At 65.0% G+C, this 20,478-nt stretch carries 17 protein-coding genes; 11 read left to right on the top strand and 6 right to left on the bottom strand.

What is annotated here, in order from left to right:
• Positions 1-58: 58 nt before the first annotated feature.
• A complete protein-coding gene (locus BRSPCE3_RS26505) occupies positions 59-1,156 on the bottom strand; it encodes a cyclase family protein (RefSeq protein ID WP_244069230.1) in 1,098 nt (365 codons plus the stop codon).
• A 124-nt stretch (positions 1,157-1,280) separates the two neighbouring features.
• Here BRSPCE3_RS26505 and BRSPCE3_RS26500 point away from each other — a divergent pair, with 124 nt between their 5' ends.
• From BRSPCE3_RS26500 to BRSPCE3_RS26490, 3 genes are all read left to right on the top strand, one after another.
• Positions 1,281-2,360, top strand: a complete 1,080-nt coding sequence (locus BRSPCE3_RS26500; protein WP_244069229.1) for a GTP-binding protein — start codon at positions 1,281-1,283, stop codon at positions 2,358-2,360.
• A gap of 230 nt (positions 2,361-2,590) precedes the next feature.
• Positions 2,591-3,754, top strand: a complete 1,164-nt coding sequence (locus BRSPCE3_RS26495; protein WP_283843170.1) for a PepSY domain-containing protein — start codon at positions 2,591-2,593, stop codon at positions 3,752-3,754.
• A gap of 7 nt (positions 3,755-3,761) precedes the next feature.
• On the top strand, positions 3,762-3,944 hold the full coding sequence (locus BRSPCE3_RS26490; protein ID WP_244069228.1) for a hypothetical protein: 183 nt from the start codon (positions 3,762-3,764) through the stop codon (positions 3,942-3,944).
• 49 nt (positions 3,945-3,993) lie between these two features.
• Here the strand turns inward: BRSPCE3_RS26490 and BRSPCE3_RS26485 are convergent, their stop codons facing one another.
• Both BRSPCE3_RS26485 and BRSPCE3_RS26480 read right to left on the bottom strand, forming a co-directional pair.
• On the bottom strand, positions 3,994-5,769 hold the full coding sequence (locus tag BRSPCE3_RS26485) for an adenylate/guanylate cyclase domain-containing protein (RefSeq protein WP_244069227.1): 1,776 nt from the start codon (positions 5,767-5,769) through the stop codon (positions 3,994-3,996).
• Between the two features lie 93 nt (positions 5,770-5,862).
• Entirely contained in the window at positions 5,863-6,660 is a 798-nt protein-coding gene (locus BRSPCE3_RS26480) for an N-formylglutamate amidohydrolase (RefSeq protein ID WP_244069226.1), read from the bottom strand.
• Positions 6,661-6,764: 104 nt separating this feature from the next.
• On the opposite strand from BRSPCE3_RS26480, the gene BRSPCE3_RS26475 reads away from it, so the two are divergent.
• The 3 genes from BRSPCE3_RS26475 (at position 6,765) to BRSPCE3_RS26465 (ending at position 9,012) form a co-directional block, all read left to right on the top strand.
• Positions 6,765-7,667, top strand: a complete 903-nt coding sequence (locus tag BRSPCE3_RS26475; protein ID WP_244069225.1) for a transglutaminase family protein — start codon at positions 6,765-6,767, stop codon at positions 7,665-7,667.
• A gap of 2 nt (positions 7,668-7,669) precedes the next feature.
• Positions 7,670-8,482, top strand: coding sequence for a transglutaminase family protein (locus BRSPCE3_RS26470; protein ID WP_244069224.1), 813 nt, complete (start codon positions 7,670-7,672; stop codon positions 8,480-8,482).
• A gap of 131 nt (positions 8,483-8,613) precedes the next feature.
• Positions 8,614-9,012, top strand: coding sequence for a gamma-glutamylcyclotransferase (locus tag BRSPCE3_RS26465; protein WP_244069223.1), 399 nt, complete (start codon positions 8,614-8,616; stop codon positions 9,010-9,012).
• 5 nt (positions 9,013-9,017) lie between these two features.
• On the opposite strand, the gene BRSPCE3_RS26460 is transcribed toward BRSPCE3_RS26465, so the two are convergent.
• Entirely contained in the window at positions 9,018-9,572 is a 555-nt protein-coding gene (locus tag BRSPCE3_RS26460) for a chlorite dismutase family protein (protein WP_244069222.1), read from the bottom strand.
• 200 nt (positions 9,573-9,772) lie between these two features.
• Between BRSPCE3_RS26460 and dnaG the strand changes: the two genes are divergently transcribed.
• Both dnaG and rpoD read left to right on the top strand, forming a co-directional pair.
• The gene (gene dnaG, locus BRSPCE3_RS26455; RefSeq protein WP_244069221.1) at positions 9,773-11,782 is read left to right on the top strand and encodes a DNA primase; all 2,010 of its coding nucleotides are present in this window, start codon (positions 9,773-9,775) and stop codon (positions 11,780-11,782) included.
• Positions 11,783-12,035: 253 nt separating this feature from the next.
• On the top strand, positions 12,036-14,168 hold the full coding sequence (rpoD, locus tag BRSPCE3_RS26450) for an RNA polymerase sigma factor RpoD (RefSeq protein WP_244069220.1): 2,133 nt from the start codon (positions 12,036-12,038) through the stop codon (positions 14,166-14,168).
• A gap of 338 nt (positions 14,169-14,506) precedes the next feature.
• On the opposite strand, the gene BRSPCE3_RS26445 is transcribed toward rpoD, so the two are convergent.
• The gene (locus BRSPCE3_RS26445) at positions 14,507-14,743 is read right to left on the bottom strand and encodes a hypothetical protein (RefSeq protein ID WP_244069219.1); all 237 of its coding nucleotides are present in this window, start codon (positions 14,741-14,743) and stop codon (positions 14,507-14,509) included.
• 181 nt (positions 14,744-14,924) lie between these two features.
• Positions 14,925-17,747, bottom strand: a complete 2,823-nt coding sequence (locus BRSPCE3_RS26440; RefSeq protein ID WP_244069218.1) for a CHAT domain-containing tetratricopeptide repeat protein — start codon at positions 17,745-17,747, stop codon at positions 14,925-14,927.
• Between the two features lie 376 nt (positions 17,748-18,123).
• On the opposite strand from BRSPCE3_RS26440, the gene BRSPCE3_RS26435 reads away from it, so the two are divergent.
• From BRSPCE3_RS26435 to BRSPCE3_RS26425, 3 genes are read left to right on the top strand one after another with little or no spacing between them, the layout of a single operon-like run.
• Positions 18,124-18,534 carry an ester cyclase gene (locus tag BRSPCE3_RS26435; RefSeq protein WP_244069217.1) on the top strand — a complete coding sequence of 137 codons (411 nt, stop codon included), beginning with the start codon at positions 18,124-18,126 and terminating at the stop codon, positions 18,532-18,534.
• Between the two features lie 58 nt (positions 18,535-18,592).
• Positions 18,593-19,552 (top strand): DUF817 domain-containing protein, encoded by a 960-nt coding sequence (locus tag BRSPCE3_RS26430; RefSeq protein WP_244069216.1) that lies wholly within the window; start codon positions 18,593-18,595, stop codon positions 19,550-19,552.
• Between the two features lie 55 nt (positions 19,553-19,607).
• Positions 19,608-20,414, top strand: coding sequence for a lytic transglycosylase domain-containing protein (locus BRSPCE3_RS26425; RefSeq protein ID WP_244069215.1), 807 nt, complete (start codon positions 19,608-19,610; stop codon positions 20,412-20,414).
• Positions 20,415-20,478: the final 64 nt, after the last annotated feature.

Genomic DNA, 20,478 nt, shown 5'->3' with positions numbered 1-20,478 from the left:
CGCTGGCGGCCGGGCCGCGTGGGCGGCATCGTCCGCCCACGCGTCCATGGCAGGCCGTTCAGGTGATCGCGATCGGGCAGCCATTGCTCCCGGTCGCGCCCTTGATCGGCGCCGGCGCGAAGCAATAGACGAACTGATATTTCTTGTCGGCGATCAGCTCGTCGAAGATCAGGTTCTCGTGGTTGTGGATGCCGTGCTTGGTCTGCAGTTCGGCATGCACCGCGAAGGCGAGCGTTTTGTCGGGATTGGGCACCACTTCGACCGCCCAGGTGTCGGCGCCGGTGAGCGCAAGATCCTTCTCGACCACCCATTTTGCGGCGTCGAGGCCGATGCCCGGCTCGCCGCTGTTGAAACGGTCGTTGTTCTTCATCCAGAGCGAGCCCCAGCCGGTGTGGAACATGATGGCGTCGCCCGGCTTGATGTCGCCCTCGTTGAGGTTCTGCTTCTGCAGCGCGGCCTTGATGTCGGCCGTGGTGATCTCCTGGCCGGCGTCCATCATCCCGCCCTTGAGCGCGACCATGTCGAGGAGATGCGCGCGGGTGAACAGCGGCTTGAGTTTCTCGACGCCGAGCTTCTTCAGCCCGTAGGCGTCGCTGATCTCGAGCGCGGTGTGGCCGTTGTAGAACCGCATCTCGCTCTTGTCGCCATCCTTGCCCAGCTGGATGCCGATATGGCCGAGACCGTCGAACTGCGTCCCGGTCTGGCCGATCTCGGAGGAGAGAAACTCATCGTGATAGACCAGCTTGTTGTCGCCGAACGGGCCACCGGTCGGGCTGCCCGGGATGCGCAGCGTGAAGGCCCGCGGACCGAACAGCGGCATGCCGCCCTCATAGACGCGGCCGATCTTGTAGATCTTGCCGTCCTTGATCCATTTCGCGGTGTCGAGGACCTTCTCCGGCGTGATGTGATTGGACGCACCGGCCTCGTCGTCGGCGCCCCATTTCGAGGGCCACCACGGCTTGTCGGTGCCCTTCGGCATCGCGGTGGCGGTTTGCGCCTGCGCTGAAGTGATCGGTGCGAGCGAGAACTTGCCATGCATCGCGCCGGCGAGCGTCGCACCTGCAGCGCCGGCGAGGCCGGCCGTGCGGAGCAGGGTACGGCGGTCGGTCGTGACCGGCCCGTTGTTCGGTTCGTCGCTCCTGACGTCGTCGTCCATGCTTCCCTCCCAGGTTGTGCCCGCGGTTACGGGCTTGAAATTTGTTTTCGGCATGCTCCTCCTCGGCTAGGCTGTTGTCCAGCGACAAAACGATGACGACGGGACGCACGTCCAAGAGGCTGTCATGAGTTTGTTCGAGCACGACAAGTCCGCCGATCGGCTGCCGGTGTCGGTGATCACCGGCTTTCTCGGCAGCGGCAAAACGACGCTGCTCAACCATCTGTTGCGTCACGAGGCGATGAGCGACAGCGCCGTCGTGATCAACGAATATGGCGAGGTCGCGCTCGACCATCTGCTCGTCGAACGCGTCGATGGCGAAGTGACCGTGCTCGCGAGCGGCTGTATTTGCTGCACAATCCGCAGCGATCTCGAGGAGACGCTGCGCGCGCTGCTGGTGCGGCGCGATCGCGGCGAGGTGCCGCCATTCCGTCGGATCCTGGTCGAGACCACGGGGCTGGCCGATCCCGCGCCGATCGTGCAGCTCCTGCTCAACAATCCGCTGGTGTCGCATTTCCTGCGGCTCGATGCCGTCGTGACGACGGTCGATGCCGCCAACGCCGCGCATCAGCTCGACCGCCAGTATGAAGCGGTGAAGCAGGTGGCGCTGGCCGACCGCCTGCTGATCACCAAAGGCGATTTGGTCAACGACATTGACGCATTGGAGGCGCGGCTTCACCGGCTCAACCCCGGCGCGAGGACTGCGCGCGTGACGCATGGCGAGATCGATCCCGCCAGCCTGTTCGGCGCCGCCCTGGTCGACCCGGAGAAGAAGACGGTCGACATCGCGCGTTGGCTCAATGAGCAGGCCGTCGCTGGATCCTGCGCGGAAGGACCCGCGCATGCCGGGCATGATCATCATGATCACGATCATGATGATCACGGTGGCCATCACAGCCACGATGCCGCGATCACGAGCTTCGTGCTCGCATTCGACGAACCGCTTGACTGGATGGCGGTGTCACGATGGCTCGCCTATCTGCGCAACGCGCGCGGCGAGGATCTGCTGCGCGTCAAGGGCATCCTCAACCTGCACGGCGAGACGGCGCCGGTCGCGATCCACGGCGTGCACCACGTCTTCCATCCGCCGGTCGCGCTCGCCAGATGGCCCGATGCCGATCGCCGCTCGCGCATCGTGTTCATCACCCGTGGCATCACGCGCCACGAGGTGATGGCGCTGTGGGACGCGGGCCGCGTGCCGGCGTGAGGCGCCTCCGCAGTTGCGTGCTGCGAAGCGGAAGGCAATTTAGAACCATCCTAGGAAGTGACGCTGAACGAGACGCATCGTCGCAGTTCCCTGGCGCGCTCGTTGCGGGATCGCAACACGATCACCGATAAGCCCAACACTGGACGGGTTCTAATCGCCGTGCGGCTGCGCGCGTCTTTCATCGTGTTAGTGACGGCAACAATGGAGTCTCTGGAATTCAGGTAGCGAAGTTGACTGCGACGACCAAATCCCTGCGGCGGTGGGGCGCCGTCCACAAATGGACCAGCCTGATCTGCACATTGTTCATGCTGCTGCTCTGCATCACCGGCCTGCCGCTGATCTTCCATGACGAGATCGATGATCTGCTGCACAGTTCGGTCAAGCCGGCCGAGGCGCCGGCGGGCACGCCGCCGGCCAATCTCGACCATCTGCTCGCCAACGCGCTGGCACGGGCGCCGGGCAAGGTGCCGCACTTCCTGATCTGGGACCGCGACGAGCCCGGCGCGATGTGGGTCAGCGTCGGGCCGTCGATCGACGCCGATCCGACCAACAATCTCCTGATCCGGATGGACACCCATACCGGCGCCTATCTCGATTCCCCCGACGTCACCGGCCGCTTCACCTACATCATGCTGAAGCTGCACACCGACATGTTTGCAGGTTTGCCCGGCAAACTGTTCCTCGGATTGATGGGCATCCTGTTCTGCGTCGCGATCATCTCCGGCATCGTGGTCTACGCGCCGTCGATGCGGAAGCTGCGCTTCGGCGCCTACCGCGCGCAGCGGAGGCGCGTCGTTCGCTGGCTCGACGTGCACAATCTCGCCGGCATCCTGCTGGTGGCCTGGACGCTGGTGGTCGGCTTCACCGGCGTCATCAACACCTGGGCCGACCTCGTGCTCAAGATGTGGCAATTCGGCCAACTCGCCGAAATGACCGCGCAGTACAAGGACCGGACGGTGCCGACGAAGCTGACCTCGCTCAACGGCGCGGTCGAGGTGGCCCGGCACGCGGTGCCCGGCATGACGCCGAGCTTCGTCGCCTTCCCGGGAACGCTATTCAGCAGCAAGAGCCACTACGCGGTGTTCCTGCACGGCGACACCCCGCTGACCTCGCGGCTGCTGAAGCCCGCGCTGATCGATGCCGAGACCGGCACGCTGACCGACAGCCGCGACATGCCCTGGTATGTGTCGACGCTGTATGTTTCGCAGCCGCTGCATTTCGGCGACTATGGCGGCATGCCGCTCAAGATCGTCTGGGCGCTGCTCGACATCCTGACCATCTTCATCCTCGTGACCGGCGTCTATCTGTGGATGCGCCGGCGCAAGGCCGGCGTGAGTGTGGAACGCGCGATCGCCAACGCCGCCTCGATCGACAACCCCGCATTATCGTCGTGACGTCAGCATGGTCGCACATCGCTCATTGACCCAGATCTTCGCCGCCCCGCTCGTCATCGCGATCGTGAGCACGGTCGGATTGATCAGCGCGCTGGTCGGCGATGGTGTGTGGGACGCCGTCTCCTGGGTAGCGCTCGGCCTGCCCGTGCTGCTCTATCTCGTGTTCATCTGGCGGCGCCGGCCGAATTGATGGCGGGCGCGAGCGGCGAGTTTCCACGGCGTTGCGAGATGACGGGTTTTCACTCCGGAAGCCCCGCCATGCGCAACGGGTTGACCAAGGCGTCCAGATCGCTTTGCCGACGATAGGGGAGCAGTCTGGCCCAGCGGGCCAGGCTGAAACTGGGGTGGTTCGCCAGCAAGTCGGTCGCGATGATGCGCGCTTCGTCTTGCCGGCCGAGGTTCCACAGCGCCGCAGTGAGCGTCGACTGCGCGGTCAGCCAGAGCGGCCGCTGCTTCAGCACGCGGGACGCAATGTCGTGCGCCGCCGCGAAATCTCCAAGGTGAAATCTTGCACGCGCTTCGTCCACCATGGATTCATTGCGCTCGATCGGACTGAGCCGTTGGGCGTGCTCTTCATAGACTGCGGCCCTTCGGAAATTGCCGGCGTAGCCGTGATACATGCCCGCCATGTGATGGGCGTCGGAGCTGCTGGGAGCGAGGCTGATCGCCATCTCTCCTGCCGCCACCGCCTCGTCATGGCGGCGTTGAAAGGTACGGACATAGCCGATGACCAGGTATGCTTCACCGAAGCTGGGGTCGGCGGCGAGCGCCCGATCGGCGCAGTCCAGCGCGGCCTGATACGTGTCATCTTCATCTTTCTCCCAACCAAAGCGTGCCTGGTCGGTCAGGGTGAGACCCAACAGGTAGAGCGCCGGCATGAAGGCCGGATTGATCGCGAGAGCTTGTTCGAAAAATTTCCGGGCTTGTGCGTGGGTTTGCCTTGCGAAATTGACGTAGAGCGCGCGCCCCTTCAAAACATACTCATAGGCCAGTGGACTGCCCGAGCGTTTTCTCCATACCCGTGCGCGTTCGCCGACCGTCAACTGGACTTCCAGCGCTTCGACGATCTCTTGGGTAATTCGGTCCTGGAGATCGAACACGTCGTCGAGGTTCCCGTCAAAGCGATCCGCCCAAAGATGACCGCCGTCCCGACTGTCGATCAACTGCGCCGTCAACCTGACGCGATTGCCGATCTTTCGAACGCTTCCTTCCAGCAGGTAGCGAGCACCCAGAATCTGACCGATCTCGCGAATGTCCCGGTTCTGCCCCTTGAACGCGAAGCTCGAATTGCGAGCTATCACCATCAATTCCTGAATCTTTGACAGGGTCGTCAGAACGTCTTCAGCGATGCCGTCTGCGAAATATGCCTGCTCGTTGTCGCCGCTCATGTTCTGGAACGGCAGCACTGCAATGGATGGCTTTGCCGAGGACGAACGCATCTGATGCGCTTCGATCGAAGCCGGATGGTGTTCAACCGAAGCTTGGGCACCGATTTTCATCCGCCAGGTGCGTATCGGTTCAGCGATATTTTTCAGATTTTTATGGCCCATGTCTTCGAAGGCCGCCTCGACCTTGCTTCGGACTTGCCGATAGGCGTCGTCAGACAGGCAAATGCCGCCCGGATCGGCAATGGCCTCCAGCCGCGCGGCGATGTTGACGCCGTCACCGAAGATGTCGTCGTCGTCGATGATGATGTCGCCGACGTGAATGCCGATGCGAAATTCGATCCGCTGCTGTTGCGGCGCGGAGGCATTCTGCTCCGCTATTTTGGTCTGAACGTCCAAGGAGCTCCGGACGGCATCGACGGCGCTTCCGAATTCGACGAGCATGCCGTCGCCGGTTGTTTTGACGATGCGGCCTCGATGAACGGCGATCGTTGGGTCGATGAGCTCCCTTCTGATGGCCTTGAGCCGGGCGAGCGTGCCTTCCTCGTCCGTTCCCATCAGGCGACTGTAGCCGGCGACATCCGCCGCCAGCACTGCTGCCAGTCGCCTCTCCACGCGCTCGGGTGCCACGGAACTGTCCTAACCGGAAGTTCAAGCCAACCGATTAAAGCATGCCGAGTTGCCTTCGGGCTAGGGGCCGCGTTCCGGGATCGTTGGACGGCGCTAGATCAGCGCCTCCGCGCGCAGCGTTGCTTCGATCTCGCCGAGCACGCGCGCCAGCCGCTCGGCCCATGCGGTCTCGCCGGCCTGGTCGGAGATCAGGTCCTGGCGGATCTCGATGCCGGAATTCATCAGGCCGCGCTGCTCGCCATGTACCGGGATCGTGTAGTCGGTCTCGTCGCTGACCGCGTAGGGCTCGTTGTCGCCGACCACGAGATCGCCTTCGCCGCGCAGGTGCTTGAGCAGCAGCGGCGGCAGCACCGTGTCATGGTGATAGAGCGTGCCGATGTGCCAGGGACGCGCGATGCCGGCATAGACCGGCGTGAAGCTGTGCAGCGAGACCAGCAGCGTCGGCATGCCCTGGCGCGCACGTTCGTCGATGATCGCGTCGATGCGTTGATGATAGGGATCGAAGATCTGCGTGCGGCGCATCTCGGCCGCCTCGCGCGACAGGCCTTCATTGCCGGGCACCGTGGTGGCTTCGCTGATCAGCGGGATCGCGCTTGCGACATGCGGCGGACGGTTGCAGTCGATCACCAGCCGCGAGTAGCGCTGCGCGATCAGGTGCGCGCCGAGCAGGTCGGAAAGCTTCGTTGCGACGCCGGCGATGCCGATGTCCCAGGCGATGTGCCGGACCAGCTCGGTTTCGGGCAGACCGAGATCGCCGAGCGGCGAGGGAATCAGCCTGCCATAATGATCGCAGGTGAACAGGAACGGTGAGCGGCCGGCCGCATTACGTTCAAGAACCGGTGAAACGTCGGTGCTTGCGAGCAGGAATGATGGACCACCGCCGTAATTCAAGGGCCTTTTTCCTCAACTTTGCCTATTCAAGCGGCATGCTGGTTTGGAATCGAGCAGCTTTATCTATAGATTATGCGGTCCGAAATCACGATGATTGTTTGAAGATGCCGCTCCTGACCATCCATCACAAGACCGTTTATCGCTACGTGCGCCCGGTGGCGTTCGGCGAGCACCGCATCATGCTGCGCCCCCGCGACGGCCATGATCTGCGCGTGCTCGACGGCGCGCTTGTGATCGATCCGCAGCCGATGTCGCTGCGCTGGATCCACGACGTGTTCGGCAACAGCGTGGCGATCGCCACCTTCGACGAGCGCGCCGACACGCTGTCCTTTGTCTCGACCGCAACGGTCGAGCACAATCCGGCCGACACGTTCGCGCTGACGCCGGATGACGCCGCCTATTTCTATCCGTTCCTCTACGACGATGAGGAATTCCCCGATCTGCAGCAGTTCATCACGCCGCAATATGGCGACCCGAACGGTGAGCTGTCGGCCTGGGCGCGGCGCTTCCTCGATGTCGAGGCGCCGACCCTGACCTTCAAGATCCTGAGCGACATGACCCATGGCATCCGCGAGGCGTTCAGCTATCGCAAGCGCTACGAGCAGGGCACCCAGCATCCGCTCGATACGCTGCGGACGAAGTCCGGCACCTGCCGCGACTATGCGCTGTTCATGATCGAGGCGCTGCGCCGGCTCGGCATCGCCGCGCGCTTCGTCTCCGGCTATCTCGCGATGCCGCCAGGCAGCGCGCATGGCTATGTCGGCGGCGGGTCGACTCATGCCTGGGTGCAGGTCTATCTGCCGAGCGCGGGATGGATCGAGTTCGATCCGACCAACGGCATCGTCGGCACCCGCGACCTGATCCGTGTCGCGGTGGCGCGCGATCCGCGCCAGGCGGTTCCGCTGCATGGCGTCTATCTCGGCGCTGCGGATGCCTATCTCGCGATGGACGTCGACATCAAGGTCGTCTGCGTCGGTGAAAATGCGGCGGAGCGGGAGACAGCCTGACGATGCAGATCAAGGTCGGCTTCGAGATCACCTACACGGCGGCGCAGCCGACCCCGATGGTGATCATGCTGTCGATCCATCCGTCGCGTTACGCCGACATCGTCGGCACCGAGCGCATTACGGCCGAGCCCGATGTTCCGATCGGTCTCTATCGCGACGGCTTCGGCAATGTCTGCGGGCGCCTGGTGGCGCCAGCCGGTGGCGTCACCTTCCACGGCAGCGCGCTGGTGCGGGATTCCGGATTGCCTGACGTCGTCAATCCGGCGGCGCAGCAGGTCCCGATCGAGCAGCTGCCCGACGACATGCTGCTCTACCTGATGCCGAGCCGCTATTGCGAGACCGACAAGCTGACCGACATCGCCTGGTCGCTATTCGCTGACACACAGCAGGGCTGGGCGCGGGTGCAGGCGATCACCGATTTCGTGCATCACCATGTGACGTTCGGCTATCAGCATGCCCATCACATGAAGTCGGCGCACGATGTGTACGAGAGCCGCGCCGGCGTCTGCCGCGACTTTGCGCATCTGGCACTGACCTTCTGCCGCTGCATGGGCATTCCGGCACGCTACTGCACCGGCTATCTCGGCGACATCGGCGTGCCGCCGGATCCGGCGCCGATGGATTTTTCCGGCTGGTTCGAGGTCTATCTGTCGGGCCAGTGGTACACCTTCGATGCCCGCCACAATGTGCCGCGGATCGGCCGCATCCTGATGGCGACCGGCCGCGACGCCGCCGACGTCGCGCTGACCACGAGTTTTGGGCGGATGACGCTGGAGAAGTTCGTCGTGGTGACGGACGAGGTGGCGGCGGCTTGATTCTTCTCGCCCATTCCGTCATTCCGGGGCGCCCGGAGGGCGAGCCCGGAATCCATGTCTCAGCGCATTCGTGTGGCGCAATGGATTCCGGGCTCGTGTCTGCGACGCGCCCCGGAATGACAGGTTAACCCATGACCTCCGATCTTCTCTTCGTCTACGGCACGCTGATGCGCGGCTTCGACCATCCGATGGCGAAGCTGCTGGCCGGCAATGCCGAATTCCTCGGGCCGGCGCAGTGCCGCGGCCGGCTCTACCTGGTGAAGCACTATCCGGGCCTGGTTATGTCCGACGATGCCGCCGACATCGTGCACGGCGAATTGTTCCGCCTGCGCGAGCGCGAGGCCATGCTGCGCGAATTCGACATGTATGAAGCCTGCGGCGAAGGCTTTCCGCCGCCGACCGAATATGTGCGCGAGATGCTGAAGGTCACGCTTGCCGATGGCAGCGTGCGCGAGGCGTGGACCTATCTCTACAACTGGCCGGTCACCGAGCTGCCGCGGATTGAGTCAGGAAAATTTCTGGAGCACTAGCTGCTTCAGATTTCCCGCTCGACGCGGATGTCGACCTCGCGCTCGACAAAGCTCCATTCCTCGGTCGCGCGCAGCATGGCGACCAGCTCGTCGAACAGGCTGGCATGCTCGGGCGCGAACTCGAACCAGGTCAGGAAGTCGAAGGGCATGCCGAGGTCGCGGGCGTGAAACAGCTGGCGGGCGATCGCGGGGAGGAATTTCAGGGTGCCGGCGACGTGGTGCGACTTGTCCTCGAAGATCTTGCGGCGCTCCTCCTGGGTCAGCTCCCACCACGCCGCGGATTTCCGGATCGGGATCAGCGCCGCCTGCGTCGCCTCGCTGCGGCCGAGGGCGGCCTGCACCGCGGCGAGCTTCTCGCGCTCTTCCTTCTCGGTGTAGCGCAGATGGCTGGCGACGCCGGCGAGCCGCCAGGAGGTCTGCGCCGGCAATAGCGGCAGCGCGATCGCCTCGCTCGCCACGATCGACAGCGCCGCGACCTTCGGCAATGTCTCGCCCTTCACCCGCGTGATCGAGGTGACCTGCCAGCCGCCGCTCTGTCCGCCTCTGAATGTCGTGAACATGGCCTATCCAATCCCGGAACCGGGGAGCGGGCAAGCGCGCAGCGCGACCTCTCCACCGTCATTCCGGGGCAGCCCAAAGGGCTGAGCCTGCGCACCGGGGAGTGACGAGGGGTGTGGATAACGGGTGAAGGCGGATAAACTTGATGGGTTGAGGGCTCCACCACTATATCGATGTCCGATTGACGCCGAACCCGAGCCACATGCGTTTCACGCCCGAATTCCTCGAAGAGCTGCGCGCCCGGCTTCCGGTTTCGGAAGTCGTGGGCAGGCGCGTCAAGCTGAAGAAGGCCGGGCGGGAGTGGAAGGGGCTGTCGCCGTTCCAGCAGGAAAAGACGCCGTCGTTCTTCGTCAACGACCAGAAGCAGGCCTGGTTCGACTTTTCCTCCGGGCTGAACGGCAACATCTTCGACTTCCTGATGAAGACCGAGGGCGTGACCTTCCCCGAGGCGGTGGAGCGTCTCGCCGCGATGGCGGGTGTCCCGCTGCCGGCCGTGACGCCCGATGCGGCGCGACACGAGCAGCATCGCCGCACCCTGCACGACGTGATGGAACTGGCGACCAAGTTCTTCGCCGACACGCTGGCCTCTCGGGGCGGCGCCAAGGCGCGCGGCTACCTCGCCGACCGCAGCATCTCGCCGGCGACCCAGCTCCAGTTCCGGATGGGCTATGCGCCGCCGGATCGCTTCGCGCTGAAGGAGCATCTGGGCGCGCAGGGCATCTCGACCGAGGACATGGTGGAGGCCGGGCTGCTGGTGTCCGGTGAGGACAAGCCGGTGCCGTTCGATCGCTTCCGCGACCGCGTCATGTTCCCGATCACGGACGGGCGCGGTCGCGTCATCGCGTTCGGCGGCCGCGCGCTGGAAAAGGACGTTCCGGCAAAATACCTGAACTCGCCGGAAACCCCGCTGTTTCACAAGGGCGACAATCTCTACAACCTGTTCACCGCGCGGCAGGCCGCGCATGACGGCGCGCAGCTGATCGTCGTCGAGGGCTATGTCGACGTCATCGCGATGGTCACGTCGGGCTTTACGGGCGCCGTCGCGCCGCTCGGCACCGCGCTGACCGAGAACCAGCTCGGCCTGCTCTGGAAGATGGTCGACGAGCCGATCCTCTGCTTCGACGGCGACCGCGCCGGGCAGAAGGCGGCTTATCGTGCTGCCGACATCGCCTTGCCGCAGCTCAAGCCGGGCAAGAGCCTGCGCATCGCGCTGCTGCCGGAAGGGCAGGACCCCGACGATCTCGCGCGCTCCGGCGGCCGCGCCGCGATCGAGGACGTGATATCAGCCGCGAAGCCGCTCGCCGACATGGTCTGGTCGCGCGAGATCGAGGGCGGCAATTTCGATACGCCCGAGCGCCGTGCGGCGCTGGAGGCGCGGATCGGCGAACTCGCCAACGGCATCCGCGACGAAGTGGTGCGCCGCTATTACCGGCAGGATTTGCAGGAGCGGCTGCAACGCAGCTTTGCGCCCGAGGGCGGGCGCGGCGGTTATGGCCGCGGCGGTTACGGCAGGGGCAATTTCGGCGGTGGCCGCGGCGGCGAATCACCCCGCCAGTTTGTCCCCCGCGGGCCGGCGCAGGGCGGCCGGTATGGGGGCAAAGGCGGCGCCGCCCCCGGGATTTTACGGGGTCCCTATCAGGCCGCGAGCCCCCAGCTTGCCAACAGCCCGATCATGCGCGGCCAGCGCAGCGCGATCTCCCGCCGCGAGGCGCTGATCCTGCAATCCCTGATCAACCACCCCTGGCTGCTGCACGACCATCTCGAGGAGGTGGCGGCGCTGGAGCTCGGCCATCCCGAGGCCCACAAGCTCAGGGCTGCCATTATCGCGGCCTTTGCCCACGACCATCACCATTCTCCGGACGCCGAGGAGCAGGCCGAGAAGATGCGCGCCGATCTCGAAGCAGGCGGATTATCGCAGATTCTTCAAAGGGTTGAGCGGGCGGTCACGACCCAGGCGGTGTGGGGTGTGCGGGTCGGCGCGGCGCGCGAGGATGTTTTATCAACCTGGCGTCAACTCGTTGCCTTGCATCAGAAAACCCACGCCTTACTTAGGGAAAGAAAAGATGCGGAAGCGGCTTTGGCTGAAGACTCCAGCGAGGCCAATCTGGCATGGTTGCAGGATATCCAGGCCCGGATGGCAGAAGCCGACGGGACCGAAGCCCTGATTGAAGGGTTCGGCGAATCATCGGGCCGGTTCCAGCGTAATGTCTGATAACAAAAATGCTGCGGACGGCGCTGGTCGCACCCGCAAAAAGACTCGCCAAATCCATGGTTTGGCTGCAGAAACAGGGTTAAGCGAAACTTAATAGCCTCGCGGCTATTGCAGATTGGAAACCGTCGAGACGGATGACAGGGGTGGCGAGATCATGCGCCGCCCTTTGTGCGTCGAGAGAGTAAATCTAGATATCATGCCGATGTGTGCGCGTGGCGCCATTTTGCATGACCGCGTTTCGGGAGCTTAGTGAATGGCCACCAAGGCAAAGACGCTGCAGGTTAAGGACAAGGAAAAGGACGACAAGGCAGCGGATGCTCCTGAGAAGGATTCCGCTGACGCGCCGTCGCCGTTGCTCGACCTGTCGGATGCCGCGGTGAAGAAGATGATCAAGCAGGCCAAGAAGCGCGGCTTCGTGACCTTCGATCAGCTCAACGAAGTTTTGCCTTCCGACACGACCTCGCCCGAACAGATCGAAGACATCATGTCGATGCTGTCGGACATGGGCATCAACGTCACCGAGGCCGACGATAGCGAAGGCGAGGACGAGAAGGACGACGGCGACGACGAGACCGACAACGAGCTCGTCGAGGTCACGCAGAAGGCCGTCACCGAGGTCAAGAAGTCGGAGCCCGGCGAGCGCACCGACGATCCCGTGCGCATGTATCTGCGCGAGATGGGCACCGTCGAGCTGCTGTCGCGCGAAGGCGAAATCGCCATCGCAAAACGCATCGAGGCCGGCCGCGAGGCGATGATCGCTGGCCTCTGCGAAAGCCCGCTGACCTTCCAGGCCATCATCATCTGGCGCGACGAGCTCAACGAAGGCAAGATCTTCCTTCGCGACATCATCGATCTCGAAGCGACCTATGCCGGCCCCGAATCCAAGGGCGGCATCAATCCGAACCTGATCGGCAACAACGGCGCCGAGGGCGCCGCCGCCGAAGGCAATGGTGGCGACGTGCAGGCCGGCGCGCCGGCTCATGTCGCGCCGCCCGCGGCGCCGCCGTCGCCGACCCCGTTCCGTGCCGCGCCCGCCGGTGGCGAAGCCGGCACCGAGGAAAAGGATCCGGGCGAAGCCGCCGCCGAAGGCGACATGGACGACGACGAGTTCGAGAACCAGATGTCGCTCGCCGCCATCGAGGCCGAGCTGAAGCCGAAGGTGGTCGAGACCTTCGACAAGATCGCGTCCGAGTACAAGAAGCTGCGCCGCCTGCAGGAGCAGGACATCGCCAACCAGCTGCAGAGCGAGTCGCTGTCGCCCTCGCAGGAGCGCAAGTACAAGAAGCTGAAGGACGAGATCATCGTCGAGGTGAAGTCGCTGCGCCTCAACCAGGCCCGCATCGATTCGCTGGTCGAGCAGCTCTACGACATCAACAAGAAGCTGGTCTCGTTCGAGGGCCGCCTGCTGCGCCTCGGCGACAGCCACGGCGTCGCGCGCGAGGACTTCCTGCGCAACTACCAGGGCTCGGAGCTCGATCCGCGCTGGCTCAACCGTGTCTCGAAGCTCTCCGCCAAGGGCTGGAAGAACTTCGTCCATCACGAGAAGGACCGTATCAAGGACCTGCGCCACGAGATCCAGTCGCTGGCCGCGCTCACCGGCCTCGAGATCGGCGAATTCCGCAAGATCGTGCACGGCGTGCAGAAGGGCGAGCGCGAGGCCCGTCAGGCCAAGAAGGAGATGGTGGAAGCCAACCTCCGTCTCGTGATCTCGATCGCCAAGAAGTACACCAACCGCGGCCTCCAGTTCCTCGACCTGATCCAGGAAGGCAATATCGGCCTGATGAAGGCGGTCGATAAGTTCGAATACCGCCGTGGCTACAAGTTCTCGACCTACGCCACCTGGTGGATCCGGCAGGCGATCACCCGCTCGATCGCCGACCAGGCCCGCACCATCCGCATCCCCGTGCACATGATCGAGACGATCAACAAGATCGTCCGCACCTCGCGCCAGATGCTCAACGAGATCGGCCGCGAGCCGACCCCGGAAGAGCTCGCCGAGAAGCTCGGCATGCCCCTGGAGAAGGTCCGCAAGGTCCTCAAGATCGCCAAGGAGCCGCTGTCGCTCGAGACGCCTGTGGGTGACGAAGAGGATTCGCACCTCGGCGATTTCATCGAGGACAAGAACGCGATCCTGCCGATCGACGCGGCGATCCAGTCCAATTTGCGCGAGACCACGACGCGCGTGCTGGCCTCGCTCACCCCGCGCGAGGAGCGCGTGCTGCGCATGCGCTTCGGCATCGGCATGAACACCGACCACACGCTGGAAGAAGTCGGCCAGCAGTTCTCGGTCACCCGCGAGCGCATCCGCCAGATCGAAGCCAAGGCGCTGCGCAAGCTGAAGCACCCGAGCCGGTCGCGGAAGCTGCGGTCGTTCCTCGACAACTAAATCTGACGGTCATCGATCGAAACAAAAACGGCGGGCCTTGGCCCGCCGTTTTTTGCTTAGAGGCAGCTCACGCAAATTCCCGCGCCAGCGCCGGCGGCCACCCCTCTCCCCAACCCTCCCCCGCAAGGGGGGAGGGAGCCTGATCAGTGTGCTCGCCTGACGTTGCTTCACGGGTCTTGCCGTCGTGTCACGACTGCGCATTGCGCCAAAACGCATGCTCTGTGGAAGTCGCAATGTGAGGGAGGCGCCGGCGGAAGGGCTCCCTCCCCCCTTGCGGGGGAGGGACGGGGAGAGGGGTGCCGCTTGCTCTGACGTTGATTAGGCGCGAGAGGCGCCCACTACTTCTTCTTCGTCCCGACCCGCTCGATGGTCTTGATCTCGAGCGGCGGGCGGCCGCCCTTTTCGGCGATCTCGCGGTCCTGGTCGCGCAGGAAGGCGCGCACCGGCTCGTCGCCGTCGAGCCCGCCGATCAACTCCGACGGCACGCGGCGGTTGGAGCGCTGCGAGCCGTCTTCATAATAGACGTTGAAGAAGGCGAATTCGCCTTTGGGATTGGTCCCGGGTTTTTTCGGCATGGGCGGCTTGTCCCCGATCGGGCCGCCGCTGTCAAAGCAAATCGGCTGCGTGCTCGTGCCGGTCTGCCCTGCGCAATCCTGCGGCGAAGGCTCTTGCGATGCGATCGGACGTAATCCGGCGACGTGTCAAGATGACAACGGCCTGCGAGATGTCCACCGTTCTCTTGCGTCCGTGTCCGTCTCAGCCCTCGAACAGCACGAACGCCGCCCACACGCTGGCGTCGGCCGCGCCCGCGACCTTGCCGTCGCGCGCGTCGCGCCGGGTCTGGCGCAGCGCATCCGAATAGGTCAGGCCCTCGGCCAGATGCTCGTAGAAGCGTACCGTGAAGTTCGCGGTGCCCTCGTCGGCGACCGGCCACAGCGTCAGCAGCGCGCGCCGTGCGCCGGCGATGCCGAGCGCGGTCGGCAGGCCGCGCAGGCCGCTGACGAAACTCTCGTCGCCGCGGCCGGTCTCGCAGGCCGACAGCACCAGCAGATCAAGCCCGGACAGGTCCCAGTCCATCAATTCGAAGGCATAGAGATAGCCGTCCTTGTCGTCGCGCAGCGGAAACCTGCTGTCGCCGGCGCCGGATAGCACGATGCCGCTCTGCCAGAGCGTATCGAGGCCTCCAGCCGTGCTGTCGTGATAGAAGCCGTGGGTTGCCAGATGCGCGATGCGGGCGTTGCCGATCGCCTCGCGCAGCGCCGCTTCGCTGACGCCGCTCCCGGTCAGCAGCTCGACCGGCGCGCCGCGCGCGCGGGCGAGCTTGGCGATCGCCTCGATCTCGGTCTTGGTGCCGGGCAGCGGCATCGGGCCGGGCTCGCCGTATGCGATGCCGCCGGCGAGCAGCATCGCGCCTCGCCGGTCGAGCTTCTCGCGCGCATGGATCTCGATCAGCGCGTCGGGGCTGGTCAGCATCCGGATCGTGAACTTGTCCTCCAGCAGGCCGCCATCGGCGCCGGGCAGCAGTGCGAACGGCACAGCGAACAGGAAGCCGTCCGGCACCACATAGAGCGTGGTCTTGTCCTTCAGCAGCGGCTCCAGCGGCGCGAACAGCCGCGCGCGGAGGTTCTGGAAGCGGCCTTTGACGTCGGGCGCGTGCGCGTCGGAATCGGGCGCACTGGTTCGCGTCGTGCGCAGCCGCGCGATCTCGGTGCGCACGCCGGTGTCGACCATGCGGCCGGGATCGCCGAGATCGACCACGCGCGGCTCGCTCGTGGCGGTCTCGACGATGGCATAGAGCGCGGTCGCCGCCAGCGGCTCCTTCGCCTGCCGGTCCGCCTTCCATTGCCGCGTGATGAAGTAGTTGACGACGGCTTCCTGCGGCGCCAGCAGCTGCGCGGGACGGATCGGATCCTGCGGCAGCTCGACGCCGATCGCATCGAGCCGCTTCTGAAGCGCCTTCTCGGCCGCGTCCTGCCGCTGCCACACCGATCTCGCCCAGTCGTCGATATTGCCCGACGAGAACAGCTCCTGCTTCTCGCCGTTGAGCCGGAGCGCGGCGCGCAACAGCGCCGCGGTCTCCTCGTCCTTGCCGGCCATCTGGGTCTCGAGCCGGCGCAGCGCCGTGGCGTCGCCGCCGCCGAGCGTCTTCCAGCGCAGCACGGCGGCGGCAAACGCCGGCTGCGCCACCGCTGACCCGGCCTCGGTGGCGAAACGGCCGAACGCGAACAGCAGATGATCGGCATGGGCGCGGATCGCCTCGGCGACGGCGCGATCGCCTGATGTGCCGACCTCGCGCTTCATCCAGTCGAACATCTCGCGGTCGAGCGCGGTGAAGCTTTGCACCGCGCGGTTCGGATCGATGGCGATCAACGCCTCCGCGATGCCGAGCTTGATCTCGAAGCTGATCGGATGTTGCGCGGTGAAGGCGCGCCTCGAGATCGCCAGCGCCGTCTCGCGCAGCCGCATGCCGGCCTCTCGCTCGCCGCGCTTCTCGCGCTGGCCGGCAGCCAGCACCGCGGCCTTGATGCGCAGGAAGTCGGCAAAATTCTCCTCATTGGCGACGATCGCCTCCAGCCGCGCCAGATCGGCCGGCACCATCGCGGCGTCGCCTGCGGCGAGCATGTCGGTGTAGAACAGCCAGGCGTCGGCCTGTCCGGCAAAGCTCGGGTCCTTCGGGGCCATCGCCACCGCGATCGCGCGATGCCGACGGAAATAGCGGCGGGCGTCGTCGAAGCGGCCGAGAGCGAGGAAATCCTGCCCGGCATTGTTGACCGTCACCAGCGTGTTGAGATGGTTCTCGCCATAGTGCCTGGCGCGCTTCTCGATTGCGAACAGGTCGAGCTCGAGCGCCTTTGCCGGTGCGCCGATCTCGCGCAGCATGTCGGCATAATTGTTGGCGAGCTTCCAGGTGGTGCGATGGTCGGGCCCCAGCGCCTTTTCCGAGCGCTCGAAATTGTGCCGGCCCAGATTGGTCGCCGACGCCGCCGAGCCGTTGGCCGACAGCGCGACCGCGAGCTTGTCGTTGGCGATCAGCGATTCCTCGGAGCCTTCGCCCCAATAGGCGTTGAAGGTTGCGATTGCCTTCATGTAGAGCGGAACGGCTTCCGCGATCCTGGCGTGGTCGGATATCAGGATCGCGTACATCAGCAGCACGTCGGCATTGCCGGGCGGCGATTGCGCCGCCGCCTTGCTCTGGAACGCGCGCACGAACAGCTTCTCGGCAAGGTCGTCGCGCTTCACCGCGCGCAGCGTGGCGGTCGCGTCGAAATATTGCCCCATGACGAACTGCGCATCGTCGAGCTTGTCGGCGGCGTCGAGCGCGGCGACGAGCTGTGCGTAGCCCGCGTCGACCTTGCCGCCGCGGGTCAGCGCGATGGCGTTCTTGATCTGCGCGGCGATCGCCTGGGTGCTGGCGGCGCCTTGCGTGCTGGCGGCGCCTTGCGCCGGCGCGCGCCTGCCGGCGACGTTCTGCGCGGCGGCGGTGTCGATCGTTGTGGTGAAAACAGCGCCGAGCGCAAGGATGAGACCGAGCGATGCGGCCGCCCTGCGCGCGCGAGCGAAATGTCCGGCTATTTTCATTCGCGGCGGTTCCCCGTCAGTGCGCGCGTCCTCCGGGTTGCCTGCGGATGACGCTCGTCGGCGCAGCCACGCATAGCTGCGCCGATTCATGTGAGCAAGGCGCGGCAGGCTCCGCAATCAATGAGGAGCCGGCGCGCGGCCCGTTCATCTTGGTCGCGGCCGGCAACGTCCGCGTTCACCCGTCGGTGCGTCTGGTCTCTTGCATGCCAGCGGCGCTCTTGCTTCGGATAATGGTACCGGCAGCAGCGTGGCATGCGCGTTGCGATCGAAACACGACAGATTTCTGACCATCGTCACTTGCGCCATGGCGTCCAATTCGCGTATGAGGCGCATCCTTCCTTTTCTACAACTTTTCCCTTTGAGAAACCGATCGCCGATGTCCCACGCCACCCTCGACGCCAACAAGGCGCTGGTGCTCGCGCATTGCGACGCCGTGACCAATCGTCTCGATCCCGATGCGATCCGCGCGCAGCTGGCCTCAGACTTCTTCGATCATGCCACGGGCAGGCGGATGAACGCCGAGGAGGTGATCGCGCATTCGGCCGGCATGCACGAGACCTTCGCCGACCTCTCGGCGGTGGCGGAATGCCTGGTGGCCGAGCGCGACATCGTCGCCGGCCGCTTCGTCTGGCGCGGCCGGCACCGCAGCCCGTGGCGCGGCATCGCCCCGACCGGCCGCCACGTCGAATTCCGCGGCATGACGTTCTGGCGCATCCGCGACGGCAAGATCTCGGAGCGCTGGGCCGAGATCGACTTCGCCGACCTTGAGCGTCAGCTCAGGGATTGAGGGAAATCTGCACAACTCCGCCGTGCTGCGACCGTGATCCGCCGCCCTTATCAGCGGCGTGCATCACCCTCTGACAGGTCACACCAAACCCACTGCCAGCGCCGCGGCCAACTGGCCGCCGCTGCGCCGCTTCATCGCCGCCGAGCATCGCCTCAGCCTGCTGATGGCACAGCGCCGCTGGAGCGCGGGTCTTTACGAATTCCTGCGCTTCGGCGTGAAGCAGGCCTGGGCCTGCCTGTTCGGCGGCATCGCGGTGGCGCTGATGATCGGCACCTGGCGCTTCTATCCGCCGGATGCAGCGCTGGCGCGCTACGACTTCCTGTTTCTCTGCATGCTCGCAGTCCAGGCTGCGCTATTGGCCGGAAAGCTCGAGACCTGGGAGGAGGCCAGGGTCATCCTGATCTACCATGTCGTCGGCACCGCGATGGAGCTGTTCAAGACCTCGGTCGGCTCCTGGATCTATCCGGAGCCCAGCATCTTCCACATCGGCGGCGTGCCGCTGTTCTCGGGCTTCATGTATTCCTGCATCGGCAGCTACATCTGCCGCTGCTGGCGGCTGTTCGATTTCCGTTTTGTCCGGCATCCGCGCCGCCTCGCTTTGATCGGCCTCAGCGTCGCGATCTACGTCAACTTCTTCAGCCACCACTATGTCTGGGATATGCGCTGGCTGCTGTTCGGCTGGGCGATCTGGCTGTTCGGCCGCACAGGCATCCATTTCAAGGTCTGGACCAGCCATCGCGCGATGCCGCTGCTGCTCGGCCTCGTGCTGGTGGCGCTGTTCATCTGGTTCACCGAGAACATCGGTACCTTCACCAAGACCTGGCTCTATCCCTCGCAGCGGCTCGGCTGGTCGATGGTCGGAATCGAGAAGCTCGGGTCGTGGTTCCTGCTGCTGATCATCAGCTACACGCTGGTCAGCCTGGTCAACGCGCCGCGGAGGTGGCGGGGCGAGAATGCAACGGCCCTACGACAGCGGGATGCCGAGACCGCCGGCAAAGCGCCTGTGCCGACGCTTTGACTGCTTCGTTTGCTCCGTGGCATGATCGGCCATTCGAAGCAGGAGGGATTGTTGCATGCTCAGGTGTCGTTTGGCGGTTGTGTTCGGCGCCTTGCTGCTTGCCACCCCCTCTTATGCCGCCCGCTGCGGCGGCAGTTTTCCGGGCTTCGTCCAGTCGTTCTCGCAGGAGGCGGCGGCGGCCGGCATCCAGCAGGACGTGATCTCGCAGGCGCTCGGCGGGGTGCAGCAGGATGGCGGGGTGCTCGCGTTCGACCGGCGGCAGCGCTACACCTTCAACAAGACCTTTGAGCAGTATGTCGCGACCCGCGTCGGCTCCGGACGCATCAATGGCGGCCGCGCGATGTTGCAGCGGCACGCGGCGCTGCTGTCGAAGATCGAGCAGCAATACGGCGTGCCGCGCCAGATCCTGGTCGCGATCTGGGGGCTGGAGACCGATTTCGGCAAGGGCGACATGGGCAAGCTGCCGGTGTTCCGCGTGCTCGCCACGCTGGCGCATGATTGCCGCCGCACCGACCTGTTCCAGGGCGAGCTGCTCGCCGCGCTGAAGATCCTGCAGCGCGGCGATCTCCGCCTCAACGACATGATCGGCGCCTATGCCGGCGAGATCGGGCAGACGCAATTCCTGCCGTCGTCCTACATCAAGTACGGCGTCGATTTCGACGGCGACGGCCATGTCGATCTGCGCCACTCGGTACCCGACGTGCTGGCCTCGACCGCCAACCTGCTGCACTCGAACGGCTTCAAGATGGGCGCGCCCTACGGCGAGGGCACGGCGAATTTCGAGGCGATGCGCGAGTGGAACAGGGCGGTGATCTATCGCAAGACCATCGGGTACTTTGCCGATCAGCTGGTGGGGCGGTGAGGGCGCGGCCGCGCCACGTCCACCGTCGTCATTCCGGGATGCGCCGCCCGAACTCGGGTTTACC

The sequence above is a fragment of the Bradyrhizobium sp. Ce-3 genome, from assembly GCF_022835695.1.
Classification (GTDB): domain Bacteria; phylum Pseudomonadota; class Alphaproteobacteria; order Rhizobiales; family Xanthobacteraceae; genus Bradyrhizobium.
This window is presented reverse-complemented; position numbering and strand designations above follow the sequence as displayed.